Source organism: Rahnella sp. WP5, from assembly GCF_000745615.1.
GTDB classification, from domain to species: Bacteria; Pseudomonadota; Gammaproteobacteria; order Enterobacterales; family Enterobacteriaceae; genus Rahnella; species Rahnella aceris.
Genome location: NZ_KN050721.1, coordinates 307,469 through 334,129, shown reverse-complemented (window position 1 = coordinate 334,129; position 26,661 = coordinate 307,469). Strand labels below are relative to the sequence as shown.

Here is a 26,661-nt window from a genome sequence, read left to right as displayed (position 1 = left end):
GGAATGAAGGAGTTCAATATGAGCAAGGATTATCAGAAGGTTACAGCGGCATTGATTCTGGGGCTGTCTGCGCTGCTCTCAGGCTGCGACAACAAAGATGATGCCGAAGTAAATGCCATCAGCGGGTTTAAAGACCTGACGGCTCCCCGCTTTAGCGACATGGTGTCAACCCAGAAAGATATTGCTAATCAGTGGGTGAAGAAAGACGCTTTCGGGGCGGAACAATACAAGGTTATTAAAACCCGCAAATCGCCGGAAGGATGCAAAGCAGGGAATTATTACTATCTGGTCGATATGCGGGAAAAGACGGTTCAGCCGCTGATGGCATCCCTGTGTCTTGCGAGCAATATCCCCCTGAGCTTTCGCGAAGAAACCGACAGTTATACCGGTGAAAAGTACGTTGTTTATTCTCACGATGGCAAGGGGATGGGCAAAACCTACTTACAGCAAAATCATGCCACTCGTCAGCCGATTTGTTAAAACCTTACCTGCCATTGCCGGTTTAATGCTGTGCCACCCGTCATCCGCTTACGCAGATGAACAGCGCTATATCAGCATCCGCAACACCGATACGGTGTGGACTCCCGGTAACATCTGTGTGTATCAGTTCCGCCTGGATAACGGCGGTAGTGGTGTGGGTTTTGGCCGATTGGCTGTTTCGCTGCGACTGAAAGACAAAGCGGGTAACACGCTGGCGACAGGTACTATGGACGTTGCCCCGTTCGGCAACAGTGATGCAACCCGTACTCAGGAGGCTTTTCTGGAGCATGAATGCGTTGAAAACGTCAGTGCCGTTGAAATCATAAAGGCGACTGAAGAACGCAACGGCTATCAGTCTGACCTGCCGCTGTCTGTTTTTGACTCTCAGTATTACCAGCCACTGTCGGTTTCGGTTGTCGGGAATAAAGCATCGTAAACCGGTCGGCCTTACATCCGCTTTAACACAATTCCTCTGCCATACATCAGGCCATGCCTCCTTCGGGAAGCATGGCCTTTTTGTTTTTAATCGTCCAATAAGGGATCACCTATGACTCGTTTAGCCAGCCGCTTTGGGGCGGTCAATCTCATTCGCCGTGACCGGACACTCACCCGTGAAGAACTGGCGCACTATGTGCCGAGTGTCTTCAGCGAAGATAACCACTATATCGCCCGTTACGGTATCTGTAAGCCATAACCGGTTTCACTCAGACATTCACTTTCCCGCCAGCCCTTACCGGCTGGCTTTTTATTATCCGGAGATAACCATTATGAATACCGAAACCGACCGCTCATCCGATGTTTTCACTCTGGCGACTGATAACAACCCTGTAGCGCTGGCTGCCACTGTTGTACCCGATGAACAACGCCTCCGTTTCTGGCCGCAGCACTTCGGCGCTATCCCACAGTGGATTTTGCTGGAGCCGCGTATCTTTGCCGGGCTTGACCGCCTGTGTGTCGATTACGGCGGCGGCATCTGGCAGTTTTATACCCTCAGCAACGGCGGCGCATTTATGGCACCTGAAGATGATGATGGTGAAAAATGGGCGTTGTATAACCAGATGAACGGTAACGGCGCTGAACTCAGTGCGCAAGCTGCCGGTATCGCCGCTTGTCTGCTGGAATACAGCCACCATGCCTGTCGCACGGAGTGCGATGCGATGCGATGACAGAGCATTATTATCGCCTGCGGGATTATGCTCTGCAGCACAGTGAGTGCCGCGCCATTATGTCGATAATCGACTGAGGAGTATGTATGTCTGATCTCGCCTTATCTCCGTGCTTTCCGCTTAACGGGCAACGTATCATCCGCCGCGCCCTGCGTTTGCTGGAGAAATACCAGCGCCAGCCGGGGGAAGCATTCACCTCCACGATCTTTACCAAAACCTGGTTGCAGCTGCAGATGGCGAACCTTGAACGGGAGGTGTTTATCGTGATGTATCTTGATAACCAGCACTGCCTGATTGAACGGGAAACGTTGTTTACCGGTACGCTGAGCCACACCGAAGTCCACGCCCGCGAGGTGGTAAAGTCGGCTCTGCGTCACAACGCGGCGGCTGTCATTATTGCCCATAACCATCCGTCCGGGACCACCGACATCAGTCAGGCCGACCGGGCTGTAACAAAGCGAATAGCGGAGGCGCTGGCCCTGGTGGAAGTGCGGTTGCTCGACCATCTCGTGACAGGAGGCAGCGATGTGGTGTCATTTGCCGAACGAGGATGGTTGTGAGGAAACGCCATGAAAATCATCAGTAAGCGCCAGGCTATGACGATCTACCGCCAGCATTCGGGTTCCCGACTCTTTCGCTTTTGCACCAGTAAATATAAATGGAGCGGAAGCATCTGCCATTACGCTGGTCGCGAAGTACAGGACATTACTGGTGTGCTGGCGATATTTGCTGAGTGCCGTCAGGACCGCAACGGCCCGTATGTCATTCTGCGTAGCGTCACGCTCAATTAACACTCCCTCTTCGTTATAAAGGAATACTTCAATGAAATCTGTCGCCTCAGCCGGTATACCACCGGAGGAAAATCCGTGCCTGCAATGGGGATTGAATCGCAAAGTTACGCCCGGCTTTGGTGCGCGTCTGGTGCAGGAAGGCAATCGCCTGCATTTTCTGGCTGACCGTGCGGGCTTTAACGGTACATTCAGTGAGGATGACGCGCTGCGGCTCGACCAGGCATTTCCGCTGATGCTCAAAGAGCTTGAACTCAGGCTGCGCTCAGGTGAGCTCAATCCTCGCCGTCAGCAGTGCGTTACGTTGAACCACAATGGCCTGACCTGCGAAGCCGACACCCTCGGCTCTCACGGGTATGTCTATATCACTATTTACCCGGCAAGCCCGGAATCACCTGTGTGATCTTCTTCGTCGTACTTACTGCACAACACCGTTAATCTGAAGAGAATCCAGCTTATGCAAACTTTACCTTTAACCCCGCAACGGGCGGCTTCGTCCTGCCTGTCACCTGTTGAAATATGGGAAAAACTGCTGACGCATCTGCTCGAACAACACTATGGTCTGACGCTCAGTGATACTCCATTCAGCAATGAAACCACCATTCGCGAGCATATCGACGCTGGGATCTCCCTCAGCGATGCGGTGAACTTTCTGGTGGAGAAGTATGAACTGGTGCGCACTGACCAGCCTGGTTTTACCATAATGGAGCAGTCACCGTTTATCACCCCAATCGATATTCTCCGCGCCAGGCAAGCCACCGGTCTGATGAAGCGTCGTGGTTATAAAGTAGTTAGTGACATTCTCCCCGGCTTTACCACCTTCGACTGGTAGTTCGCGCTCATTCTTAACCTGACGGAAAATCCAGACTCGTCCAGATACAGCTGTCTTCTTGCAGGCGGAAATCGACAACGCGAGCAACGATATCTTCACTCAAAACACATAACCTGCATAAGCGCCAGCCCTCATTCGGCTGGCGTTTTGTATTGATATAAAGGAAATAATCCATGTCTGAGATACAAGCCAATAACGACCCCGACGTAATAACTGGTCATACCGAAATCATCAGCTCCACCAGCATTGAACATATCGTGACAGGCCGCAATGCGGCACTGTTACAGATTGAAGAACTCATCCAGCAACTTGATTCGATTTCAATACTAACCAGCAGTATTGGAGGCAAAAGCGCCCGTGACTGGGCAATGCGTCAGGACTTCCGCTGCGGCTGCTGGCTCATGGAAAATGTGAAAACCGCGATGAGTACGATAACCCGTAATCTTGATCGCAGCATCTGGCGTGACCTGATGCAAAAATCAGGAATGCTGGCCCTGATGGACGCTCAGGCACGTGACCAGTGGGACAAAAACCTTGAGGGTGACGATATTCCTGAGATCAGCGAAGCCAATATCCTCAGTACCTTTGAGCAATTGCATCACAGTAAAGCGGATGTGTTTGAGCGGGGGATTATCAACGTGTTTAAGGGATTATCATGGGATTACAAAACGAACTCGCCTTGCCAGTTCGGCAAAAAGATTATTGTAAATAACCTGGTGGATCACTACCGCTGGGGCTTTAAGCTCAACTGGGGATGGCGAAGGGATCAACTGACTGATCTGGAACGCATGTTGTTTCTGCTGGATGGAAAACCTATTCCGGAAAATCGTAACGATGTGACGGTCAGACTGAGTGAGCACATTAACCATAAAAGCGCATCAGAGATCTTCGACGATGAGTATTTTTCGATACGCTACTTTCAGAAAGGCACAGCGCACATCACTTTTAAACGGATCGACCTGACAGAAAAGATGAATGATATTGTGGCAAAGCACTATCCGGGGATGCTGGCTAGTTCAAGATAACGTTGATTTGCGTGGAGAAATTTTACTTACACCAGCCGTTACATAAACTTTTTGGATGTGTGGTTTTTAGTGAAAGAGTTTCCGTAACTCATTGATTTGAAATGGTACGCCCTACAGGGCTCGAACCTGTGACCTACGGCTTAGAAGGCCGTTGCTCTATCCAACTGAGCTAAGGGCGCATTGCTTGTCCCTTTCGGGAGCGTTGCGGGTTCGGATTATACGGGCAGACCGGGATGAGTCAATGGCTTTCGAACTCACTGCTTAATGCCTGAACAATTTGCAGATATTCCCGGACTGTCTTGCAACGTTATGTGATCAGTATCGGCTATTTTTCGGATTTCAGCGCGGCAGCAATCACGCGGGCAGACGCGTGATAGGCTACACCTTCGTAAGCCGTCAGTTCCGGTCGTAATGTTTGTACGATACCTTTTTTACCAATCACCGCTGGCTGGCCGATATAGACGCCCAGTTGTTCATCGAGGGCAGACACCGGCCAGACACTGCGGGCGTCGGACAAAATGGCATCCACCAGCCGCGCTGTTGCAGTAGCGATGCCGAAACTGGTCCAGCCCTTGCCTTGCAGGATTTTCCAGCCACCGCCACGCACAGCGTCGTTCATTGTTGCCCAGTCGACGTCACGGTCGCCTGCCAGTTCTGCCACCGGACAGCCGCCAAGTGTCACGGTGCTCCAGGCCACAAACTGTGATTCGCCGTGTTCGCCCATCACGTAGCCGGTGACGCTTTTCGGATCGAAACCGAAGAACTCGCCGACCACGCGTTTCATGCGCGCGGTATCGAGCGAGGTGCCGGTGCCGAACACCTGTGCGTCAGGGAATCCACTGGTCTGCTGAATAATCTGAGTAATGACATCACACGGATTGGTGATATTGACGATCACGCCGCCAAAGCCGCTGGCAATCACGCGCGGGATCACTTCACGCACGGCGGCACGGGTCTCAGCGAGTTCTTCCAGACGATCTTCACGCAGCAAGGTTTTCGGGCCGACGGCGATGACCAGCACATCGGCATCATGCAGTTCGCTGTAGTCGTTGGCGATAACCTGCACGCGTGAGGTCGTCAGCGACGCCATATCCCGCAACTCCAGCGCCTGACTGGCCGCTTTAGGTTCGTTTTCATCCAGCAAGACAATCACGTCACACAGCCCCTGCGTGACCAGAGAGAATGCAACGTCAGCGCCCACATGACCGGCACCGATGATCCCCACTTTGCGTGTCATTTGTTTCTTTCCTTATGATTTAAAAAGAGCCATACCTAAAATAGACACTTTTTTCGCCACTGTCGCAGGTTAAATTCTCATCCACAGATAACAAGTTATTCGCATTCAACGCCTGACAGCGCCCGCGGCTTCTGACAAAATAGGCGCATCCCCCTGCATTTATTAATTAATGGATTTATTCCCTGATGGCAGCAAAGATTATTGACGGTAAAACGATTGCGCAGCAAGTCAGAAGCGAAGTTGCAGCGCGTGTTCAACAACGACTGGCTGAAGGAAAGCGTGCGCCCGGTCTGGCCGTGGTGCTGGTCGGTGAAAATCCGGCGTCACAGATTTATGTCGCCAGCAAACGCCGTTCTTGTGAAGAAGTCGGGTTCATCTCCCGCTCTTACGATCTGCCAGCCACCACCACTGAAGGTGAGTTGCTGGACCTGATCGAAAAACTGAATAACGACAGCGAAATCGACGGCATCCTGGTTCAGCTTCCGCTGCCAGCCGGTATCGATAACATCAAAGTGCTGGAACGTATTCATCCGGATAAAGACGTCGATGGCTTCCATCCTTATAACGTCGGCCGTCTGTGCCAGCGCGCGCCGACGCTGCGCCCTTGTACGCCGCGTGGCATTGTGACGCTGTTAGAACGTTACGGTATTGAAACCTTCGGCCTGAACGCCGTGGTGATTGGCGCATCCAACATTGTGGGCCGTCCGATGAGCATGGAATTACTGCTGGCCGGTTGCACCACCACCGTCACCCACCGTTTCACCAAAAATCTGCGCCATCATGTTGAGAATGCCGATCTGGTGGTTGTCGCTGTGGGTAAACCGGGCTTTATTCCCGGCGAATGGATTAAACCGGGCGCGATTGTCATTGATGTCGGTATTAACCGTCTGGAAAGTGGTAAAGTTGTCGGCGATGTGGAATATGATGCCGCCGCCGAGCGTGCTTCCTTTATCACACCGGTGCCGGGCGGTGTTGGCCCGATGACGGTCGCGACGCTGATTCAGAATACCTTGCAGGCGTGCGAGGAATATCATGACGTCAGCGCCAGTAAGTCTTAAACCATTTGCACTACACAAAAAGTCAGGAATACATGGAAACTTTCTTTCTCGAAAAACACCCGCACGTTGAACTGTGCGATCTGCTCAAATTTATGGGCTGGTGTGACAGCGGCGGTACTGCGAAAGCAGTGATTGCCGAAGGCCAGGTTAAGGTCAACGGTAAAGTCGAAACCCGTAAGCGCTGCAAAATCGTTGCTGATATGAACGTCGAGTTCGCCAGCAACAAAGTCGTGGTGAAAGCGTCCGAATAATCTTTCCGGTAGCGTTGCACGACAAAAGAAAATGCCCTGCAAGCGAAAGCTCACAGGGCATTTTTTTATTTATCGGCAGAGTGACAGGCCGAAGGCAAATTACTGCTGCGTCACCCATAACACCGGCCATTCGCCACCGCTGCTGTAACCGTCACAACTGGGTTCAGAGGCAAATGCCGCCAGCCGGAACTGTTTACCATCAAACACCCAGCGTGAAGACACGCCACAATCACCGATGCCGCGCCCTTTATCGTAAGTCGAGAGCATACCGGTTTTCGGGTCGAAATCAGCGTTGATCAGTTCCGGCGAATCATCATCTTCGCCCAGTTTGAACGGCATATTCAGCGCCAGATTGTCCATTTTATAAGGCGCCTGACGCGAAACCAGGAAGCCCAGCGCATACAGGTTATACGCGCCCATGTCGCAGTTGACAGTCATCAGGGCTTTATCGTTGCTCAGCGCGAAAATATGCACTTCCCGTTCGGAAGGGTCGAGGCTGCAATCATTATTCTCAATGGTGGCGGCGGCGTTCTGCGTGATGGCCGAAATCTCAGTTTCGGATAATGCATGCGGTTCACTGAAACGCGGCAGAACCGGCGTGGCCGGAATAGGCGGCACGGTATTCGCCGGTTTCGCACCACGATTAATCCAGGCCGTTTTGGTGCCAACGCGCCCCTGCTGCGCATCAATGGCCAGCAACGCGGCTTTGATCCCTTTCAGTGAAACTTCCGGTTTAACGGGCTGCGCCGGGTCAGCTTTCACTGCCAGCTGAATACTGCTGCCTTCGCGGATCGCGGCAATAAAATCATTCACCACCAGACGGTTAGTGGTGGAAAGATGTTTTTTACTGACATCCCATTCACGGTGATTAAAACTCAGTGTCTTACCGTTCATCTGCAAGCGGCTGGCAACCGGCGCATCCGTCGTCTGCTCATCACTGTTACGCTGGTAATCAATGCTGACGGAGGATTTCCCTTCCGGCCCGGCTTCGCGGGTGATTTTCATCACCAGTTCCTGCCCGTCCTGCGAATTACGCGCGACGCAGTGATTCAGGTTGTCACAGCTGACCTGCCAGTCGTTATAAATAGCCTGCAACGGCTCAGCCTGGGCGCTAAAAGCCAGCATGGTGGCCAGCAGGCATAAAGGGGCGGTTATCCATCTGCACATTATAAGTTTCAGCTCTGTTCGAAATTATCTTTCTGATAATAGCGTAACCCTCGCCAGGAGACTGCCTTCAATGCAGCATTTTTTACCCGAAATTATAAAGGGATACTCCACCCGCAAGGTTTGCGGCAGACAATAATTTTTCATGACATACGAGAAGCCGCAATGGTGACGCAGGGAAACTTTCAGTACACTGGCTGAGCCAAAAACAAACAATAATGGCGAAAAGGATGAAGATCATTTCTCTGGGAGATACGGATGAAGTTATTGATTTTGATGATAACGCTGTTATCACTGCCGGCGCTGGCTGAAGAGCCTCCGGTGGTGTACGCCGGCACACTGGGTAAAACCAGCATTGTCGTCGAACTCGATTTAAATAAACCTGACGAAGTGACCGGACGGTATTTCTACCAAAAATACCGTCTGGATCTGCCGCTCAACGGAGCGCTGGATGGTCAGGAACTGAAATTACAGGAAGGTCTGGATGATTTCGACGATACACCACGCCCTGAACTGACGCTGACCAAAGATGAAAACGGTGACTGGCAAGGCAACTGGACCAACCCGCAGGGCAAAACACTGCCGGTTAAGCTGCAACCCGCGCAGTTACCGGCAGCCGCCACGGACGACGGCTATCTCAGTTCGCTGATCCACACCGATCCGTACGAGTATTTGCGTTTATCCGCGCTGCAACTGAAAGCGGGCAAAAACGAAAACTTCATGGGCTATCAGCTGCAATGGTGGACGGAACCGCAATCAAAAATCAGTTTCTTTGAGATTGTCTCCGGTTATCCGGAAGCTAGTTTACCGGCCATTAACCAGAAGCTGCGCGCCCGTTTATGGCAGGAAGTCAGCGGCTGGCATGCCTGTATGCTCGGGGCAAGCCGTTTTGGTCAGGGGGAATATCAGCAAACGGTGACGCCGAAGTTCATGAGTCCCGATGTGGTCAGCATCAGCGTATTTACCTCTTATGACTGCGGCGGTGCGCATCCTGATTTCGGCGAAGCGCCGATCAACCTGAACGCCAAAACCGCAGAAACGCTGACGCTGGAAGATGTGATTTGGGTGGGCGATGGCGCACCGTTCCACTATCTGAATGCTGAAGAGCGCGCCCTTACGGGTAAAAACGATGTGGATTTCGATACCTTCGCGCAGTACCGCGATAAGAAATGGGCGCCGTGGCTGGTGAAACAACTGACCGCGGCTTATCCGCAACAGATGAAAAAGCCGACGGAAGAAAGCGAAGACGATTGTGATTATTCAGACCCGTCTGTATGGCAATTCCCGGCCTGGTATTTCACGCAAAAAGGGCTGTATTTTGATCCGACGTTTGCCCGTGTCATGCGTTCATGCGAAGGCCCGGAATGGTCCGTTCTGCCATGGTCTGCCATGAAAGGCCACGCGGGCAGCACCGCAATAAACCTGGAACACTGAAATAACAAAGGCACCCGCGGGTGCCTTTGCCTCAGATGCATTTTCGCCGGTCATCTTTACGCCAGCCAGCCCTGAATCTGCGCATATTGCAGCAACATAATGGTTTTGCCATCTCTGATGCGGCCATCTTTGATCATCGCCAGCGCCTCGGTAAACGGCACCTCCAACACATCAATGTCCTCGTCTTCCACGCCGCCACCGGCGTTCTGACGCTGCGACTCATCGTATTCTGCCGCGAAAAAATGCACGATTTCGGTCACGCTGCCCGGCGACATATAGGCTTCAAACAGTTTATCTACCTTGCCCACTGCAAAACCGGTTTCTTCAATGGCTTCTTTACGGATGCAATCTTCCGGCGAATCGTTGTCGAGCAAACCGGCGCAGGTTTCCAGCAACATACCGGTCGGGTTGCCATTGACGTAGGTCGGCATACGGAACTGTCTGATCAGCAGAACGGTTTTTTTAGGACGGTTATAAAGCAGAATAGTCGCGCCGTTCCCCCGGTCATATACTTCACGGGATTGCGGCTGGCGTTCGCCATTACGTTTGATTAAATCGTAGGTGTATTTGCGAAGAACATACCAGTTATCAGAGAGTAACTGGTTTTGAACGTTTTCGATCCGGGATGACTTGCCATCAGATGACATAAAGCGTGCCTCCGCTCAGAGGGTGAGAGAAGCCAGACATCATAGCGGCATTACATCGAGCACGCCAGATTCAGCCGTGCTCAATTGCATTAAGCAGTTGTTCCCGATGGCGTTCAATCCACTTCGCATCCAGCGGCCCCCAGCCTGAAAGCTGATAATAACCGTCATTATTGCGCACACCCTGCTGCACAAATTCCAGTTCGACACCCATACCCGGTAGCGCTTTCAGTACGTCCTGCAAGGTGCGGCGCGGCCAGCCGGTGATTTCCATCAGTTTTGGTACGTTCGGTTTTTGTTCAGAGTCCAGCAACCAGCAAAGGTAGAGACGACGGGCGAAAACCGAATTTAACATCAAACTCATCTGAACGGCTCCAGTGTGGACATACGAATGCGTGTCATAAAAAAGCAGGCTGTCAAAGCGTAGACGGTATCAGCAAATCTGTCTGCGGCATAACCCTGTGTACAGGGAGGTTTTTTTTACATTATCTCCTTTATTTCTCCACGTTTTATGCGACATGAGAAGGTAAAGTGCATTGACGTAGAACTCCACTCTAACACTTGCTCAGTCCCGTCGGGACGGTTCCGCCTCTGAGACTGCCTATGAGAAAATAGCGCTCAGGGGATTTTTTTGTCAGATTACTGACGTTCTGTTTGTTTGCTGATGTTAGTTACTCACGCCAGAGTGACAACGAGGTTCCTGAAGCATGGCTAACTTTTTTATCGATCGCCCAATCTTTGCCTGGGTTTTAGCGATCATCATTTCCTTGTCCGGCGCACTCGCGATCTATTTTCTGCCGGTTGAACAGTATCCTGATCTGGCTCCGCCAAACGTCAGGATTTCTGCAACCTATCCCGGCGCATCAGCACAAACATTAGAAAATACCGTTACCCAGATTATCGAACAGAACATGACCGGCCTCGATAATCTGATGTACATGTCATCGCAAAGCAGTAACGACGGTAAGTCGCAGATAACCCTGAGCTTTACCGCCGGTACCGATCCCAACGAAGCGCTGCAACAGGTGCAAAACCAGTTGCAGCAGGCGCTGAAACGCCTGCCGCAGGACGTGCAGACGCAGGGTGTGACGGTGTCAAAAACCGGTGACACTAACCTGATGATGGTGGCGTTTGTCTCCACTGACGGCAGCATGGATAAGCAGGATATCGCCGACTATGTGGCGTCCAACATTCAGGATCCGCTGAGCCGCGTGCCCGGCGTCGGCAGCATTGATGCTTACGGTTCACAGTACGCGATGCGCATCTGGCTGGATCCGGACAAGCTCAATAATTACCAGCTGACCACCGCCGATGTGGTCACCGCCATCAAAGCGCAAAACAGTCAGGTTGCTGTCGGTCAGCTCGGCGGCGCACCTTCGGTGGATTTTCAGGCCCTGAATGCCACCATTAATGCCCAGGCACAGTTACAGACGCCTGAACAGTTCCGCCAGATCACCCTGAAGGTGAATCAGGACGGTTCGCAGGTCAAACTCGGCGATGTCTCCACCATCGGTCTCGGCGCGGAAAACTACGCCCTGCTCAGCCGTTATAACGGACAGGCTGCGTCAGGGATGGGCGTTAAACTGGCATCCGGTGCCAACGAACTGCAAACCGACAAAGCCGTCCGTGCGCGCCTTGATGAGCTTTCTCACTATTATCCGCACGGTCTGAAAGCCGAAATCGCTTACGAGACCACGCCGTTCGTTAAAGCGGCGATCACCGACGTGGTGAAAACGCTGTTTGAAGCGATCGTGCTGGTGTTCCTGGTGATGTATCTGTTCCTGCAAAACTTCCGCGCTACGCTGATCCCGACGATTGCCGTGCCGGTGGTCTTGCTGGGGACGTTCGCCGTGCTGCATCAGTTCGGTTACAGCATCAATACTCTGACGATGTTCGCGATGGTGCTCGCCATCGGCCTGCTGGTGGATGATGCCATCGTGGTGGTGGAAAACGTCGAGCGCGTGATGAGTGAAGAAGGCCTCAGCCCCAGAGAGGCCACGCGAAAATCGATGGGACAAATTCAGAGTGCGCTGGTCGGTATCACCATGGTGCTGTCGGCGGTGTTCGTGCCGATGGCATTCTTCGGCGGCACCACCGGCGCGATTTACCGTCAGTTCTCCATCACCATTGTCTCGGCGATGGTGCTGTCAGTGTTCGTCGCGCTGACGCTGACACCAGCGCTGTGCTCGACCATTCTCAAACCTGTCGCGCAGGGACATCATCACGGTAAACGCGGTTTCTTCGGCTGGTTTAACCGCATGTTTGACCGCAACGCGCGTCGCTACGAAAACGGCGTGGCGCGGGTTCTGCGTAACAGCCTGCGTTATATGCTGGGATATGCCGCACTGGTCGCCTTGCTGGCAGTGATGTTTATCAAACTGCCCACCTCTTTCCTGCCGATGGAAGACCGTGGCGTGTTCACTGTTCAGGTTCAGTTGCCGCCGGGTTCAACGCTGCAGCAGACACAAAAAGTGGTGGAAAAGGTCGAAAAGTATTTCCTGACTGAAGATAAGAAAGACGTGCTTTCGGTGTTCTCAACCATCGGTGCTGGCCCCGGCGGTAACGGGCAAAACGTTGCGCGTATGTTCGTGCGCCTGACACCGTGGGATGCACGCACCGGCGCCGGTGATTCTTCCTTTGCACTGATTGAGCGGGCGACCAAAGCGTTTAACAAGATAACCGAAGCGCGCGTGATCGCCAGCAGCCCGCCCGCCATCAACGGTCTGGGCAGCGCCACCGGCTTTGATATGGAATTACAGGACCACGCCGGGCTTGGTCATGATGCGCTGATGGCGGCGCGCGATCAGTTGCTGGCCATGACATCCAAAGACAGCAACCTGACCCGCGTGCGTCACAACGGTCTGGATGACAGCCCGCAGTTGCAGATCGATATCGATCAGGTGAAAGCGCAGGCGCTGGGCGTGGCTATCTCTGATATCAACAGCACGCTGAGTACCGCGTGGGGCTCGACCTACGTCAATGACTTTGTTGACCGTGGCCGTGTGAAGAAAGTCTACGTGCAGGCCGCGGCACAATACCGCATGCTGCCGGACGATATTGACCGCTGGTATGTGCGAAACTCCGCCGGAACCATGGTGCCCTTCTCCGCTTTCGCCACGTCGAAATGGCTGACAGGTTCGCCGCGTCTTGAGCGTTACAACGGCTATTCCGCGCTGGAAATTGTCGGTGAACCGGCAACGGGCATCAGCAGCGGTACTGCGATGGATGACATGGAAAAACTGGTCGCGAAGTTGCCGGTGGGTATTGGTCTGGAATGGACCGGTCTGTCGTATCAGGAAAGACTGTCAGGTTCTCAGGCACCGGCGCTGTATGCGATTTCCCTGCTGGTGGTGTTCCTGTGTCTGGCGGCGTTGTACGAGAGCTGGTCCATTCCGTTCTCCGTCATGCTGGTGGTGCCGCTCGGCGTGCTCGGCGCGGTGATTGCCACCTGGCTGCGCGGGCTGGAAAACGATGTGTATTTCCAGGTCGGTATGCTGACCATCATCGGTTTGTCAGCGAAGAACGCCATTCTGATTGTCGAATTTGCCAATGACCTGAATGTTCGCGGGAAGGAACTGCTGGAGGCCACGCTCGAAGCCGCCAGAATGCGTCTGCGTCCGATTCTGATGACCTCGCTGGCATTTGTTTTCGGCGTTCTGCCGATGGCGACCAGCATGGGGGCCGGTTCAGGCAGCCAGCACGCCGTCGGTACCGGTGTGATCGGCGGGATGATTTCCGCCACGGTGCTGGCGATTTTCTTCGTACCGCTGTTCTTTGTGTTGATCCGCCGTCGTTTTCCGGGCAAACACACTGCACCGGTAATTGCTGATATCGTGGAAACGGCCCCCGCCGAACACCGGTAAAAACGCCGGATCGCAGGCAACAAAAAAGGCGTTAATTCACATTAACGCCTTTTTTATTCATGATTTACTGGCTGTGAGAATCGTCGCTAAATGCAACGTAATGGTCTTCCTGAACAAACGTTTTTTATAATGACGTGCTGCACTGAGAATAAATCTTTTCTTTGCTTTGTCGGTAACGATGTGGGCAATTACGCTTTCAACATACGGTCGATAAAGTCTTTCCAGTGACCTAATTCTTGCTCTAACATTTTACTCCCCTTGATTGGACGCTGGCAGTATACGTTTATTTTTTGACCATGCAAAAACTCCGTGACTAATTTTTAAGCGCGATCACAATCCCGCCCCGTCTGGATCCTGCCGGCGTTTTGCCTCATTATGTGTCCTTCTCTGACGCCACTTATCAGCGCAGCTAAAAAGCGCTTATTTTACTGACAGGTTACGTTTTTCTATGGCAACAACTTCAGCTCAAAACTCATTTATTCTCTACGGCATAAAAAATTGCGACACCGTTAAGAAAGCCCGCCGCTGGCTGGAAGAAAACGGTGTTGAATGCCAGTTTCATGATTATCGGGTCGAAGGGCTGGATGCCGCGTTGCTGCAGGATTTGTTAGATAAACAAGGCTGGGAAGCGATGCTCAATACCCGTGGCACTACCTGGCGCAAGCTCGATGAGGCCACGCGCGCAGCCTGTGATAACGAAGCCAGCGCCAAAGCGCTGATGCTCGAACATCCGGCTGTCATCAAACGTCCGTTTTTACTGGCGCCAGACGGCCAGTCTCTGCTGGGATTCAAACCAGAAAGCTATCAGCAATTCCTTGCACAGGTGAAGTAACATGAGTTGTCCGGTTCTCGATTTAGCGCAACAGTTAATCCGCCGCCCTTCCCTCAGCCCGGACGATGCGGGTTGCCAGGAGATTATGATTGCCCGCCTTGAGGCCATTGGTTTCCACGTTGAGCCGATGCATTTTGGCGATACCCTGAATTTCTGGGCGACACGTGGTGAAGGCAAAACTCTGGCCTTTGCCGGGCATACCGATGTGGTCCCTACCGGCGATCACAAGCTGTGGGTTACCGGCCCGTTTGAGCCAACGCTGCGCGACGGCATGTTGTATGGTCGCGGCGCGGCAGACATGAAAGGCTCACTGGCGGCGATGGTAGTAGCAGCAGAGCGGTTTGTCGCCGCCAATCCCCATCATCAGGGTCGTCTGGCTTTTCTCATCACTTCTGATGAAGAAGCCAGCGCCGTCAACGGCACCGTCAAAGTGGTCAACGCGCTGATGGCACGCAATGAGCGCCTTGATTACTGTCTGGTCGGCGAGCCTTCCAGCACCACGCGCGTCGGCGATATTGTGAAAAATGGCCGTCGCGGCTCCATGACCGCCAACCTGCATGTGCATGGCGTTCAGGGGCATGTGGCGTATCCGCATCTGGCGGATAATCCGGTACACCGCGCCATGCCCGCGCTGAATGAGCTGGTCGCCACCGTGTGGGATAATGGTAACGAATTCTTCCCGCCAACCAGCATGCAAATTGCCAATATCAACGCGGGCACCGGCAGCAACAACGTCATTCCGGGCGAACTTTATGTGCAGTTCAACTTCCGTTTCAGCACCGAGCTGACTGATGCCATCATCAAACAGCGTGTCGCCGAATTACTGGATCGCCATAACCTGCAATACACCCTGAACTGGGTGGTTTCCGGCCAGCCATTCCTGACATCACGCGGTGAGCTGGTGGATGCCGTAGTCAATGCGGTGCGCCATTACAGTGAAATCACGCCGGAACTGCAAACTACCGGTGGTACCTCTGACGGGCGTTTTATCGCGCTGATGGGGGCGCAGGTGGTTGAACTCGGGCCGGTCAACGCGACTATCCACAAAATCAATGAATGCGTACATGCCGCCGATCTGCAGGTGCTCAGCCGCATGTATCAGCGCATCATGGAACAATTAGTCGCATGATCACTCACGAGATGCTGACCGGGCGCTCCGCTGCACATCTGGTGATTATCGGCGACGGGCCGCATCGTTTGCAGAAGGAAGCGGCGCAGGCATTCGAAAAAATGCGTCTGGCAGCCCGTGAAGCCGGTTTTGACTTGCAACCGGCCAGCACCTTTCGTGATTTCGATCGGCAACTGGCTATCTGGAATGGCAAATTTCGCGGCGAGCGACCAGTATTAGATAAGAACAGTCAGCCGGTGGATGTCAGCGCGCTGACGACAGCAGAACGTTGCGAGCTGATTTTGCGCTGGTCTGCGCTGCCGGGCGCAAGCCGTCATCATTGGGGCAGTGACCTGGATGTGTACGATCCTTCATTGTTACCGGCGGGTAAGACGCTGCAACTGGAGCCGTGGGAATATGAAGAAGGCGGGTATTTTTATCCGCTGAACCAATGGATGTCAGCGCATATGACAGAATATGGTTTTTACCGGCCATATGCGGAAGATCGCGGCGGTGTGGCTGTCGAACCCTGGCATCTGAGTTACCGCCCGCTGGCGGCGGAATGTGAAAAACAGCTTACGCCGCAGGTGTTGATCAGTTCCTGGACCGGAAAAGACGTCGCTGCTGCAGACTGGTTAGCCGGGCAAATGGACACTCTTTTCCCGCGATTTATCGCCCTCTCACCCTTTTAAGGAGTACACCATGGAGTGGATTAAAGATTACTGGTGGATCGTTCTGATCATTCTGGTCGGCATGTTTATCAGCGGCATCAAAGAGCTGAACCGCGTTGATGTGAAAAAGTTCCTGAAAGATAAACCTGAGATCCCGCCGCATCGCGACAACAATGCCGAGTGGGATAAAGATGACGACTGGCCAAAGAAAAAGTAATCCCACCCCGGTAGCATCTCACTTTTAATCAATATTAGTCGGCGGATAATCTAGCGATTCTCCGCCGATTGACTTTACCTCCTGCCGTTATCATTCAACATGAAACTGATGCACGGAGAGAACAAGTCTTTGCAAACATTACCTATTACCCGGGCGGATCAGGCAGTGCCTGAACGCTTTGACGCGTCGAAATTTCTGGGTCTGGCTCCGTTTCTACGTATGAGCATCGCGGGCGAGGAATGGTCTGACATCGCGCAGATACTGATCACCCGTGCGCAACAGACCCCGGATGACGCCGTATTGTGGATGAACCTTTCCACTGTCATGCTGTGCCTGCAACGCACTGAACTGGGTTTGACGATTCAGAATCAGGCACTGGCGATGCAACAGGTCTATACCCTTTGCCCCGCGCTACAACCGGCGAAGTTACGCTTACTGATGCTCATGGTGCCCGGCACGCTTTCCGCGAATGTGCCGCTGGATTGCCTGCTGGAAAACAGCGATATCGAGCTGATTTATTACTACATCACGCCCGAAGCCCCTTTTGAAGCCCCGATCCCTGAACACGATTTACTGATGGTCGGCATCAGCGCCACTACCGAAAATCTGTTCCTGTTGCAGCAACTGGAAAATGTCACGGAACATTGGCCGGTGCCGGTGATCAATGCGCCACAGCATATCCCGAGTTCTGAACGCCAAACCGCCAGCCGCCTGTTGCAAAACCAACCGGGTTTAGCCATTGCCCAGGCGCATGCGATGACGTTTGCGGCGTTATCTGCCGTCGCTGCCGGAGAAACCACGCTGCACGCTGCGCTGCCTGACAGCAGTTATCCGGTGATCCTGCGCCCTGCGGGTTCGCACGGCGGTCATGGTCTGGAAAAAATCACCGGTCAGGAAGAACTGGCTGATTATCTGACCCGCGTGCAGGTTGAAGATTATTTCCTGTCGCAGTTTATTGATTACAGCAATGAAGACGGTCAGTTCCGTAAGTACCGCATTTCGTTGATCGACGGCGTGCCGTATGCCTGTCATATGGCGATTTCATCCCACTGGATGGTGCATTACGTTAACGCCTTCATGTATGAAGATATCCAAAAGCGTGAAGAAGAAGCCGCATTCCTGAACAACTTCCACGAATTTGCCACCCGCCACCAGCAGGCGCTGAAAGCGATTTATGACACCACGCAGCTCGACTATCTCGGCATCGATTGCAGCGAAACGCCAGACGGCGAATTGCTGGTGTTTGAAATTGATCCGGCGATGGTGGTGCACGCAATGGATCTGGAAGTGATGTTCCCGCACAAAAAAATCCACATGAATAAAGTTAAAACAGCATGCCGCGAGTTGCTGTTATCCCGTGCCTTTGCGCACACCGACACCTCTGCTGATGCGTTTAAAGGACAAGAATAAACATGATTTCACGTAACGCCCTGAACTTCTCCGGTGGCCCTGGCGCATTGCCGGAAACCGTTCTCACTCAGGTTGAAGCCGCGATAAAAGAAGTGCCGGAAGTTGGCCTGTCGATCCTCGGTATCAGCCACCGTTCAGACTGGTTTGCCGCCATTGTGCAGGAAACCGAAAACAACATCCGCACCCTGCTCGGCTTGTCGAAAGATTTCCATATCCTGTTCCTGCAGGGTGGCGCAACGCAGCAGTTTTCGATGGTGCCGATGACGCTGTTGCGCGGTCAGAAGCATGCGGCAGAATATCTGGATACCGGTTACTGGAGCAGTAAAGTCGTGACCGAAGCGCGTCGCGAAGGGCCGGTCAAAGTGCTGTGGAGCGGCGAATCGTGCGGATTCAACCGTCTGCCCTCTGACGAAGAACTGGCATTCTCGCCTGATGCGCCCTATCTGCATTATGTCTCGAACGAAACAGTGGAAGGGTTACAGTTTCAGCGCGTTTTGGGCCGCGACGACGTACCCCGCGTCTGCGACATGTCTTCCGATTTCCTGTCCAAACCGTGCGATGCCAATAAGTTTTCAGTCATCTACGCTCATGCGCAGAAAAACATCGGCCCGGCGGGCGTCACCATCGTGCTGGTGCACGATACCGTGGTGAAAGCGTCGTCTGACGAATTGCCATCATTCCTGAATTACCGCCGCCAGGTGGAATCTCATTCCAACCTCAATACGCCGCCGGTATTTGCGATTTATGTGGTGCTGCTGGTCACCCGCTGGCTGCTTAACGACGTCGGCGGTCTGGAAAATATGGAACAAACCAACCGCCATAAAGCAGAACTGCTGTATGCAATGCTCGACAACAGCGACGGTTTCTACAATGGCTGGAGCAGCAAAGCCGACCGTTCACACATGAACGTTGCGTTTAAGTTGCCGGATGCGGATCTGGAGAAGAAATTCCTGGCCGAAAGCCAGGAAGCTGGCTTCTCAGGTCTGGCAGGGCACCGTGCGATTGGCGGCATCCGTGCCTCTATCTACAACGCCCTGTCACTGCCAGCGGCAGAGAAACTGACGAACTTCATGGATGATTTTATGCGTAAAAACCGCAAATAATCGCCTCAGTCAGACATTAAAAAAACGCCCCCGGTTGTGATGCAGCCGGGGGCGTTTTTCAATAAAAGTGGCAATGAAATCAGTGCTGATGCGACTTCGGTTCGTAATTTTGCAAATGCGCTATCGCCGTATTAATCATGTGCGAATCCAGCCCGTGTCCCATACCTGGCTGAAGATTGAGCGTACATTCACAACCCAATGATTTCAGACGTTCTGCCGCACTTTTCGACTGGAACGGATTAATCACCGGATCCTGTTCGCCATGAATGAAATGCACCACCGTACCGGCGGCAATCGGTTTTTCCGGAAGCGTTGAAAAACGCCCGCTGAACGCGATAATGCGCGACGCCAGATGCTCTTCCACTTTCGTCGATTCCAGCGCCATGATGGTGCCCTGCGAAAAGCCGACTAATGTGGTGTGTTCCGGCGTAACGCCGGTTTTTTGCTGCCAGTCACGGACAATCTGCACAAAAGCTGGCATTGCGGCATCCACTCGCGGCTGACGGTTTTGTTCGGTCACGCCCTGCACGGAAAACCACTGGAAGCCCCGGCCAAAATCACAAATATCCGGGCTGCCGACGCTTATCACCTGCGCCTGCGGGAATGAAACAGCGAAAAACTTACCGATTTCGCCCATAGAAATCGGGTTATCCCCCACGCCATGAAATAATAAAATCAGCTGGTTAGCGATTTCTTCCGGCTGCTGGACGATAATTTGTTCTGAGCTCATTGCTCTCTCCCGTTGTCATTTAATGAGTTCACTATACGCCGCCCGCCCGTCAGTGAAATCGGGTTTTATTGAACGAGTCTTTCCATTTTTTGCAATGAAACCGCTGATTTATTCAGCCATTCCCGCGGCTTTCAGCGCCTGTCGTGTCTCCTCACGCCAGCGCGAAACCAGCGCTTTACGGCCGGAAAGCTTCAGCGACATGACGACTTGCGCGACACTTTGCCCCTGTTGCAGATGCGCACGCAACGCGGTCAGCGGCAAAGCACTGTGTAAAAGAAGGCGACTGAGCGCCGGTAAACTGCTTTCCAGCGGACGATGGGCGAACGCAAATCCGTTCAGCTCGCGCCAGTCGGCATCATCGGGTTGCGTATCCGCAGTGGTATCGAGCGGCAGGGTTAAATCCATCTGAGGCGCCAGCCAGCGCCAGTCACGGTCAAGCTGATGCACGGCTCTGTCCGCCAGTGCCTGCCCCGCCGCGCTCAGCGGTAATATCGCCATTGCGGCATAACAGCCGCTGCTGGCTTCTTTCTGCATACTGACGCGCACCAGCCGGAATCCGGCCTGTTGCCATAATGACGCCAGATCTGACGTGTAGCCAAAACTCACCGACAGGAAATCCAGCCCCGCCTGCCGCGCCTGCTGTTTTTGCGCTGCTAACAAATCACGGGCGATACCCCGACGACGAAACGCGGGATGTACCGCAATCCGGCTGACACGCCGTGAACGCATAACGGCAGCCTCGGGGAAACCCGCGTGCGCGGCGAGAGACTGCGCCACCAGATTGCCGCGCGGACGTCGCCTGCCCGCCCAGACTTCCTGCGCCAGTTGAGCACTCAGCCCGCCTTCATCCACCAGCCATAACGCGCCGGTCAGGGTGTTTTTCTGTCGTGACGCGCTGAATGTCATGCCCGGCGCATCCAGCAAACGCCGCAGATCCAGCGGCGACGTGCGGTAGTGCGCGCTGGTCAGCAGGCCGTAGAAATCCTCTAACAACGCCGGTTCACTCAGCCAGTCGTCGGCATCAATGGAGAAAATTTCTGATGTGCCGCCCGTCTGTTCTGCTACAGGCAAATGCTCGTCAAACAACAATAACTGACTGATAAACGGCTCAAGCGTGTCGGATGATGACCAGCGGATCGGGGAATTCAGACGCAGGTCATGCCACCGCGGCAGGGACGCACAGAATTTAAGTAAGAACCCGCGTCCGGTGCCTTCGTATCCCTGAACCGTAGTGGTCAGTAACACACGCGGAAAAGCCGCGATAATTTCCGAAAGCATCGGCGTCGGAATTGCCGCCGCTTCGTCGATAATCAGCCAGTCAATGTCCGTTACCGCGCCTTCGCGGCATAATGAAAGCAACGCATCCGGCGCGATAAAGCGGGCAGACTCTGTTTGATGATTGAGAATCTGGCAGGCCGATGTTTTAGCCGGTGCGGTCACCCAGCAAGTACCCGGCCACTGTCTGGCAAGCATTCCCGCCAGCGTCGATTTGCCACGGCCACGGGCAGCCGTCAGCACCCATACGCCGGACTGAGCCTGCATCAGTTGTTGTAAAATCTGCGATTGTTCAGCGGTGGGCTGGCCGTCGGGTGGCAGCCAGTCGGGTGCTGCTGGCAGCGGGGGGATATCAAACGGCTGATCCTGCCGGCAAACCGTAATGTTGCGATCTTGTTCGAGCAAAGATCGGAAACGGCGGATGAAACGCGGCGTCGGGATCGCCTGCGGTTGTTCGCTCCAGCGCAGACTGTCCGCGTCCGGCGTGCCAGGCCAGGCGTTCCATTCCGGTATTAGCAGAATCAGCCAGCTTCCGGCTTTCAATGTGCCGGAAAATACCGCCAGCGCCTCGGTATTGAGGCCATAACGCGCATCAAACACACCGTGAAAAATGTCCTGTCCGAGCAGCGTCTGCGCAACTGAAGGCGGGCAGGATGTGACGCCATCAGGCGGTGAATCACTCAGCCACAGCCAGTCACCGGCACTTTGGGCAGAGAACAGGACAGCCTGTTGTTCACACCACTGCGTCCCGCCACTGAATACCAGCAAACGCCGGACACCCCGCCGCTGCATCTGCTGCTGTAGCAACGTCGCAGACATGTCAGGTTTTCCCGACAATCATCGATAACAGACCGGCAGCAATCAGCGGCCCGACCGGTACGCCTTTAAACAACGCCACGCCCAGCACGGTGCCGACTAACAGGCCAGCCACCAGATGCGGCTGCGTACCCATCAGCGTCAGGCCACGTCCGCCAAGCCACGACACCAGCACACCCACCAGAATGGCGACAATAGATTTCCAGTGGAGGAAAGAATGCACCATGGTGCTGGCGCTGATTTTTCCGCTGGCAATCGGCGCCATCACGCCAATGGTCAGAATAATAATGCCGATAGTCAGGCCGTATTTTTCTATCCACGGAAAAAAACTGTTCAGTGGCGTAATACGCACCGTGAGGAGGAAGAACATTGCGATGGTGACGGCGCTGTTGTGGCTGATAATGCCCAGACCGGCGAAAACAAGTAAGATCAATAGGGTTGGATCGAGAAAAGCCATGGCATTCCCAGCGGTTCAACATGAAAATGAAAGAGAGGCCCGGGGAGCCTCTCTGGATCGGTCATTGATTATTGAACAGTTTTTAGCAGCAGACCAGCGCTTCCTGCCACTTAATCAGCGGCTGGCAAAGGTATTACACTGGTCCGGATTACCGGTATCAAAGCCGCGTTTGAACCAGGTATAACGCTGCTGGGAAGTACCGTGAGTGAAGCTGTCCGGCACCACGCGCCCCTGACCTTGCTGTTGCAACCGGTCATCGCCGATGGCCTGCGCGGCATCCAGCGCTTCTTTCAGATCGCCCTCTTCGAGAACATTTTGCTGCTGCATCGCGTGTCCCCAGACACCGGCGTAACAGTCAGCCTGTAATTCCATTTTCACCGACAACTGATTTACCACAGTCTGCGACGCGCCCTGCTGCATCTCGCGAACTTTGCGTTCGGTGCCCAGCAAATTCTGCACATGGTGGCCGACTTCGTGCGCCACCACATAGCCCTGCGCAAAATCACCGCCCGCGCCGAGTTTGTTCTGCAATTCCTGATAGAACGACAGATCGATATACACCGTGCTGTCCGCCGGACAATAGAACGGCCCCATCACTGACTGGCCGGTGCCACAACCGGTGCGGGTCGCGCCGCGATACATCACCAGTTTGGGTTCACGATAAGTCATGCCCTGCCGCTGGAAAATCTCTTTCCAGGTGTCTTCCGTCGAAGCGAGGGTCACCGAGGTGAATTTTGCCTGCTCGTCATCTTTCGGGCTGATGGATTGTGACTGTGTTTGCTGCTGCATGCCGCCGGACTGACCGCCGTCAATCAGCGGAGTGAGGTCGATACCGTAATACCCGGCAACCAGCACCACGATGATGATCACGATACCGCTTTTCCCACGGATCGGCAGGCGCATTCCTCCGCCGCCTAAACCGCCGCCGTTAGATCCCTGTCCGCGTCTGTCTTCTACATTGTCGCTTTCACGACGCCCTTGCCAACGCATAGATACCTCCAACCTGTTTTTTTAAGACTAGCCAGCACACGCAGTTAATACCATCTGCGAAAGGACGTAAGTTTAGTGGCGGAGGAATTAAATGAAAGGAATCAGTGTTAAAACAGGAAAATTAAATGCAGTAAAGAGAACGGGTGACGGAGGCCATCACCCGTTTAGTGCATACCGCGTAAACGATTGCGTAGTCTGGCTAAAAAAATAACGTGCAGCTTAGTCCAGTTTCACACCGATACGGTGAGCGACTTCTTCGTAAGCTTCGATCAGACCACCCAGGCTCTGGCGGTAACGGTCTTTGTCCATTTTGTTCAGGGTTTCTTTATCCCACAGGCGGCTGCCGTCAGGAGAGAACTCATCACCGAGCACCACTTCCCCGTTGAACAGACCGAATTCCAGTTTGAAGTCGACCAGGATCAGACCGGCATCATCAAACAGTTTGCTCAGCACGTCGTTGGCTTTGTAGCTCAGCTCTTTCATGCGCGCGAGGTTTTCTTCGTTCACCCAGCCAAAGGTCTTGCAATACGATTCGTTGATCATCGGGTCGTGCATGGCGTCATTTTTGAGGAACAAATCGAACAACGGTGGGTTCAGTTCCAGACCTTCTTCAATGCCCAGACGTTTTACCAGCGAACCAGCAGCACGGTTACGGATCACGCATTCAACCGGGACCATATCCAGTTTTTTCACCAGCACTTCGGTGTCAGACAGCAGGCGTTCCATTTGAGTAGGAATACCGGCTTCTTCCAGCTTAGCCATGATGAAATGGTTAAATTTATTGTTAACCATGCCTTTACGGTCGAACTGCTCAATACGCTGACCATCCAGTGCTGACGTATCGTTACGGAACTCCAGTACCAGAAGGTCCGGGTTTTCGGTGGTGTAGACGGTTTTCGCCTTGCCGCGATACAACTCAGCTAACTTTTGCATCTTTACTTACTCCAGTGGAAAAAACAGATGTAAAAAGGGGCCGGAGCCCCTTGGTATTATTTTGCGCTACTCTGGCTAAACGCGGCCTGCATGACCGCCACCATCGCATCGTTCTGCGACTGGCTGAGAGCATGTCCTTTCGGATCAAGGAACTGCAAACTACTACGGTTGTCGAGGTCGCCAACCTGAAGTTTGTAATCACCGGAAGTCAGTCCCGGATCTTTCGCACCCAGTGTCTGCCACGCATCGTCATTCAGCGGTTTGTAGGTCACAGACAATGTGCCTTGCGGACGGCTGCTGTCGGTTACTTTCATGCCGACTTTTGCCAGGGCATTTGGCAGGCGATCCCACACAACGCCGTAGCTCTCACGAACAATCAGCACCGGCAGGCCGGTATCATCTGCACCGCTCTGAACATCAATCTCACCAACACGACGGTTGTCGAGACGTGCCTGAGTATCCTGCTGCACTTTATCCAGGTTCGCCGTGATGGCGTTCATCATCTGGCTGTTGTAACGCTGGATTTCAGCAGAAGAGGTCACAGGTTTATCCTGTTGTTTCAGCTCAAGCGTTTTCACCGTCAGCGCTAACTGGTAACTCTGCTGTTTCACGCTGATCTGATAACGCCCCTGATACTGGAAGTCTTCATCCGCACGATTCCAGTCAACGAAATCGGTGGTCAGTGTCTGGTTAGCATCATCACGGTTGGCAATTTTGAAATTATTTTGCTCAACCGCTTTCACGACGTTATTCCACAGATCACGGTTCTGCGCGGTATTTTCCAGCAACACGGTGCTGCTGTTGCCAGAGAATTGCGTCTGGGAACCGCTCAGCAGCGCCAGTGGCTGGGATGGTGGACGGATGTCGAGCTGTTTGCCCACGGCGCCCTGCATTGATCCTGCCTGAACTTCATACGTTCCGTTCTGCACGGGAAGAATCATCCCGACCGGCGCTTTCAGCTCATGCAGACCTGACGCATCCAGGTAGGCTTCATCGCCACTTACCTGGCGTTTGTAACGTTGATCGCTTGAACAGGCGGCCAGCAGCATGATCAGGGAAACCCCGACCACTTTCGCTACGGCCGTTTTCTGCAATCGGGTCATCTGGAAACTGTTCTTGTCAAATAAAGAGGCCATCAAATCTTCCTAAGAGTTACAGCAAACCGGCGCTTTTTAATGCTTCTTCCACGACCGGACGGGCAGCATCTGTTAACGGCGTCATAGGCAGACGCATCGTATCGGTTGCCATCAAACCCAGTGCCTTACAGGCCCATTTCACCGGGATTGGGTTTGCTTCTACAAACAAATTCTGATGCAAAGGCATCAGGCGCTGATTCAGGCGACGCGCTTCGGCAAAGTTGCCAAGCGCTGCCAGCTCACAAAGTTGGGCCATTTCACGGGCAGCTACGTTAGCCGTGACGGAAATAACGCCCTTACCACCGAGTTGCATAAAGTCCAGACCGCTGGCGTCATCGCCGCTCAGCAAAATGAAATCTTCATCATCAACCAGCACTTGGATCTGACTAACCCGACTTAAGTTCCCTGTTGCTTCTTTAACAGCAACAATATTCTTCAATTTTGCTAAACGCGCGATAGTCTGCGGCAACATATCGCAGCCGGTACGTGAAGGCACGTTGTAGAGAATTTGCGGCAAAGAGGTATTTTCAGCGATGGCTTTGAAGTGCTGATACAGACCTTCCTGCGTCGGACGGTTGTAATAAGGGGTGACTGTCAGGCAACCAACAACGCCACTTTTTTCAAAACGTTGCGTAAGAGAAATCGCTTCAGCAGTCGCGTTTGCGCCAGTGCCTGCGATAACAGGGATGCGTCCATCAGCCAGTTCCAGCGTCTGTAAGACCACGTCACCGTGCTCTTCATGGCTCAACGTGGCCGACTCGCCGGTCGTGCCAACGGAAACGATCGCCGCAGTACCACTGGACACATGATAATCAATCAGTTTTTTCAGACTCGCGCGATCGACAGCACCTTTGGTGTCCATCGGCGTAACCAGTGCAACAATACTTCCCGTAAACATTGACCTTCCCCTCCACAAACAGGTCACTCATGGTACTTTTGACACCACTGCAAAAGCAAGCAATCAACGAGCGGTAACCGCTTGTCCGGCGGTTTTTTTTATGTTTACCTTGGGAATACTCCCAAGCACGACAGGAAGACCTA

At 53.4% G+C, this 26,661-nt stretch carries 28 protein-coding genes, 1 tRNA gene and 2 pseudogenes; 19 read left to right on the top strand and 12 right to left on the bottom strand.

Annotation, left to right across the window (positions count from 1 at the left end):
- Nucleotides 1-18 precede the first annotated feature (18 nt).
- The 9 genes and pseudogenes from EX31_RS22890 (at nucleotide 19) to EX31_RS22850 (ending at nucleotide 4,291) form a co-directional block, all read left to right on the top strand.
- Nucleotides 19-480: a YfjS/YafY family lipoprotein gene (locus EX31_RS22890; RefSeq protein ID WP_037036964.1), complete on the top strand. Its 462-nt coding sequence runs from the start codon at nucleotides 19-21 to the stop codon at nucleotides 478-480.
- A gap of 25 nt (nucleotides 481-505) precedes the next feature.
- Nucleotides 506-916, top strand: coding sequence for an IrmA family protein (locus EX31_RS22885; RefSeq protein WP_156106995.1), 411 nt, complete (start codon nucleotides 506-508; stop codon nucleotides 914-916).
- A gap of 111 nt (nucleotides 917-1,027) precedes the next feature.
- Nucleotides 1,028-1,141: pseudogene (locus tag EX31_RS22880) on the top strand (DUF945 domain-containing protein); the annotation flags it as partial.
- Nucleotides 1,142-1,247: 106 nt separating this feature from the next.
- Nucleotides 1,248-1,723, top strand: a pseudogene (locus EX31_RS22875) (antirestriction protein).
- Between the two features lie 9 nt (nucleotides 1,724-1,732).
- Nucleotides 1,733-2,206: a RadC family protein gene (radC, locus tag EX31_RS22870; protein ID WP_037036959.1), complete on the top strand. Its 474-nt coding sequence runs from the start codon at nucleotides 1,733-1,735 to the stop codon at nucleotides 2,204-2,206.
- A gap of 9 nt (nucleotides 2,207-2,215) precedes the next feature.
- Entirely contained in the window at nucleotides 2,216-2,437 is a 222-nt protein-coding gene (locus EX31_RS22865) for a DUF987 domain-containing protein (protein WP_037036957.1), read from the top strand.
- A 31-nt stretch (nucleotides 2,438-2,468) separates the two neighbouring features.
- Nucleotides 2,469-2,837 (top strand): type IV toxin-antitoxin system YeeU family antitoxin, encoded by a 369-nt coding sequence (locus EX31_RS22860; RefSeq protein ID WP_037036955.1) that lies wholly within the window; start codon nucleotides 2,469-2,471, stop codon nucleotides 2,835-2,837.
- A gap of 54 nt (nucleotides 2,838-2,891) precedes the next feature.
- Nucleotides 2,892-3,266, top strand: a complete 375-nt coding sequence (locus tag EX31_RS22855) for a TA system toxin CbtA family protein (protein WP_037036953.1) — start codon at nucleotides 2,892-2,894, stop codon at nucleotides 3,264-3,266.
- 173 nt (nucleotides 3,267-3,439) lie between these two features.
- Nucleotides 3,440-4,291, top strand: a complete 852-nt coding sequence (locus tag EX31_RS22850) for a DUF4942 domain-containing protein (protein ID WP_037036951.1) — start codon at nucleotides 3,440-3,442, stop codon at nucleotides 4,289-4,291.
- A 102-nt stretch (nucleotides 4,292-4,393) separates the two neighbouring features.
- Here EX31_RS22850 and EX31_RS22845 read toward each other — a convergent pair.
- Nucleotides 4,394-4,470, bottom strand: a tRNA-Arg gene (locus tag EX31_RS22845).
- A gap of 146 nt (nucleotides 4,471-4,616) precedes the next feature.
- Complete coding sequence (locus tag EX31_RS22840; RefSeq protein WP_037036949.1) at nucleotides 4,617-5,528, bottom strand: L-lactate dehydrogenase; 912 nt, start codon at nucleotides 5,526-5,528, stop codon at nucleotides 4,617-4,619.
- A 185-nt stretch (nucleotides 5,529-5,713) separates the two neighbouring features.
- On the opposite strand from EX31_RS22840, the gene folD reads away from it, so the two are divergent.
- Together folD and ybcJ are read left to right on the top strand one after the other, a co-directional pair.
- Nucleotides 5,714-6,586, top strand: coding sequence for a bifunctional methylenetetrahydrofolate dehydrogenase/methenyltetrahydrofolate cyclohydrolase FolD (gene folD, locus EX31_RS22835; protein WP_013576534.1), 873 nt, complete (start codon nucleotides 5,714-5,716; stop codon nucleotides 6,584-6,586).
- 32 nt (nucleotides 6,587-6,618) lie between these two features.
- Nucleotides 6,619-6,837 (top strand): ribosome-associated protein YbcJ, encoded by a 219-nt coding sequence (gene ybcJ / locus EX31_RS22830; protein WP_013576535.1) that lies wholly within the window; start codon nucleotides 6,619-6,621, stop codon nucleotides 6,835-6,837.
- 99 nt (nucleotides 6,838-6,936) lie between these two features.
- On the opposite strand, the gene EX31_RS22825 is transcribed toward ybcJ, so the two are convergent.
- Nucleotides 6,937-8,004 (bottom strand): DUF1176 domain-containing protein, encoded by a 1,068-nt coding sequence (locus tag EX31_RS22825; protein ID WP_037036947.1) that lies wholly within the window; start codon nucleotides 8,002-8,004, stop codon nucleotides 6,937-6,939.
- A gap of 255 nt (nucleotides 8,005-8,259) precedes the next feature.
- On the opposite strand from EX31_RS22825, the gene EX31_RS22820 reads away from it, so the two are divergent.
- Nucleotides 8,260-9,435, top strand: a complete 1,176-nt coding sequence (locus EX31_RS22820; protein WP_037036945.1) for a hypothetical protein — start codon at nucleotides 8,260-8,262, stop codon at nucleotides 9,433-9,435.
- 56 nt (nucleotides 9,436-9,491) lie between these two features.
- On the opposite strand, the gene nudK is transcribed toward EX31_RS22820, so the two are convergent.
- Nucleotides 9,492-10,082: a GDP-mannose pyrophosphatase NudK gene (gene nudK, locus EX31_RS22815; RefSeq protein WP_037036943.1), complete on the bottom strand. Its 591-nt coding sequence runs from the start codon at nucleotides 10,080-10,082 to the stop codon at nucleotides 9,492-9,494.
- 70 nt (nucleotides 10,083-10,152) lie between these two features.
- Entirely contained in the window at nucleotides 10,153-10,443 is a 291-nt protein-coding gene (locus EX31_RS22810) for a winged helix-turn-helix domain-containing protein (protein ID WP_013576539.1), read from the bottom strand.
- Between the two features lie 343 nt (nucleotides 10,444-10,786).
- Here EX31_RS22810 and acrD point away from each other — a divergent pair, with 343 nt between their 5' ends.
- From acrD to EX31_RS22775, 7 genes are all read left to right on the top strand, one after another.
- Nucleotides 10,787-13,942, top strand: a complete 3,156-nt coding sequence (acrD, locus tag EX31_RS22805) for a multidrug efflux RND transporter permease AcrD (RefSeq protein ID WP_037036939.1) — start codon at nucleotides 10,787-10,789, stop codon at nucleotides 13,940-13,942.
- 448 nt (nucleotides 13,943-14,390) lie between these two features.
- Complete coding sequence (locus EX31_RS22800; RefSeq protein ID WP_015690283.1) at nucleotides 14,391-14,774, top strand: ArsC family reductase; 384 nt, start codon at nucleotides 14,391-14,393, stop codon at nucleotides 14,772-14,774.
- A gap of 1 nt (nucleotide 14,775) precedes the next feature.
- Nucleotides 14,776-15,903, top strand: a complete 1,128-nt coding sequence (dapE, locus tag EX31_RS22795; protein WP_037036936.1) for a succinyl-diaminopimelate desuccinylase — start codon at nucleotides 14,776-14,778, stop codon at nucleotides 15,901-15,903.
- The gene (locus tag EX31_RS22790) at nucleotides 15,900-16,574 is read left to right on the top strand and encodes a M15 family metallopeptidase (protein WP_037036933.1); all 675 of its coding nucleotides are present in this window, start codon (nucleotides 15,900-15,902) and stop codon (nucleotides 16,572-16,574) included. The genes dapE and EX31_RS22790 overlap by 4 nt, the downstream gene beginning before the upstream one ends.
- 10 nt (nucleotides 16,575-16,584) lie before the next feature.
- Nucleotides 16,585-16,770, top strand: coding sequence for a YpfN family protein (locus tag EX31_RS22785; protein ID WP_013576544.1), 186 nt, complete (start codon nucleotides 16,585-16,587; stop codon nucleotides 16,768-16,770).
- Nucleotides 16,771-16,899: 129 nt separating this feature from the next.
- On the top strand, nucleotides 16,900-18,180 hold the full coding sequence (locus EX31_RS22780; RefSeq protein WP_231576103.1) for an ATP-grasp domain-containing protein: 1,281 nt from the start codon (nucleotides 16,900-16,902) through the stop codon (nucleotides 18,178-18,180).
- Between the two features lie 2 nt (nucleotides 18,181-18,182).
- Nucleotides 18,183-19,283 carry a phosphoserine transaminase gene (locus EX31_RS22775; RefSeq protein ID WP_013576546.1) on the top strand — a complete coding sequence of 367 codons (1,101 nt, stop codon included), beginning with the start codon at nucleotides 18,183-18,185 and terminating at the stop codon, nucleotides 19,281-19,283.
- Between the two features lie 79 nt (nucleotides 19,284-19,362).
- Here the strand turns inward: EX31_RS22775 and ypfH are convergent, their stop codons facing one another.
- From ypfH to dapA, 7 genes are all read right to left on the bottom strand, one after another.
- Nucleotides 19,363-20,013: an esterase gene (gene ypfH, locus EX31_RS22770; protein ID WP_015690286.1), complete on the bottom strand. Its 651-nt coding sequence runs from the start codon at nucleotides 20,011-20,013 to the stop codon at nucleotides 19,363-19,365.
- Between the two features lie 108 nt (nucleotides 20,014-20,121).
- The gene (locus EX31_RS22765; RefSeq protein ID WP_037036931.1) at nucleotides 20,122-22,107 is read right to left on the bottom strand and encodes a tRNA(Met) cytidine acetyltransferase TmcA; all 1,986 of its coding nucleotides are present in this window, start codon (nucleotides 22,105-22,107) and stop codon (nucleotides 20,122-20,124) included.
- A 1-nt stretch (nucleotide 22,108) separates the two neighbouring features.
- Nucleotides 22,109-22,561: a DUF441 domain-containing protein gene (locus EX31_RS22760; RefSeq protein ID WP_013576549.1), complete on the bottom strand. Its 453-nt coding sequence runs from the start codon at nucleotides 22,559-22,561 to the stop codon at nucleotides 22,109-22,111.
- A 114-nt stretch (nucleotides 22,562-22,675) separates the two neighbouring features.
- On the bottom strand, nucleotides 22,676-23,551 hold the full coding sequence (locus EX31_RS22755) for a KPN_02809 family neutral zinc metallopeptidase (RefSeq protein ID WP_037036928.1): 876 nt from the start codon (nucleotides 23,549-23,551) through the stop codon (nucleotides 22,676-22,678).
- A gap of 219 nt (nucleotides 23,552-23,770) precedes the next feature.
- On the bottom strand, nucleotides 23,771-24,484 hold the full coding sequence (gene purC / locus EX31_RS22750) for a phosphoribosylaminoimidazolesuccinocarboxamide synthase (RefSeq protein WP_013576551.1): 714 nt from the start codon (nucleotides 24,482-24,484) through the stop codon (nucleotides 23,771-23,773).
- Nucleotides 24,485-24,540: 56 nt separating this feature from the next.
- On the bottom strand, nucleotides 24,541-25,620 hold the full coding sequence (gene bamC / locus EX31_RS22745; protein WP_051931134.1) for an outer membrane protein assembly factor BamC: 1,080 nt from the start codon (nucleotides 25,618-25,620) through the stop codon (nucleotides 24,541-24,543).
- A 16-nt stretch (nucleotides 25,621-25,636) separates the two neighbouring features.
- Nucleotides 25,637-26,518 carry a 4-hydroxy-tetrahydrodipicolinate synthase gene (gene dapA, locus EX31_RS22740; protein WP_013576553.1) on the bottom strand — a complete coding sequence of 294 codons (882 nt, stop codon included), beginning with the start codon at nucleotides 26,516-26,518 and terminating at the stop codon, nucleotides 25,637-25,639.
- Nucleotides 26,519-26,661 lie beyond the last annotated feature (143 nt).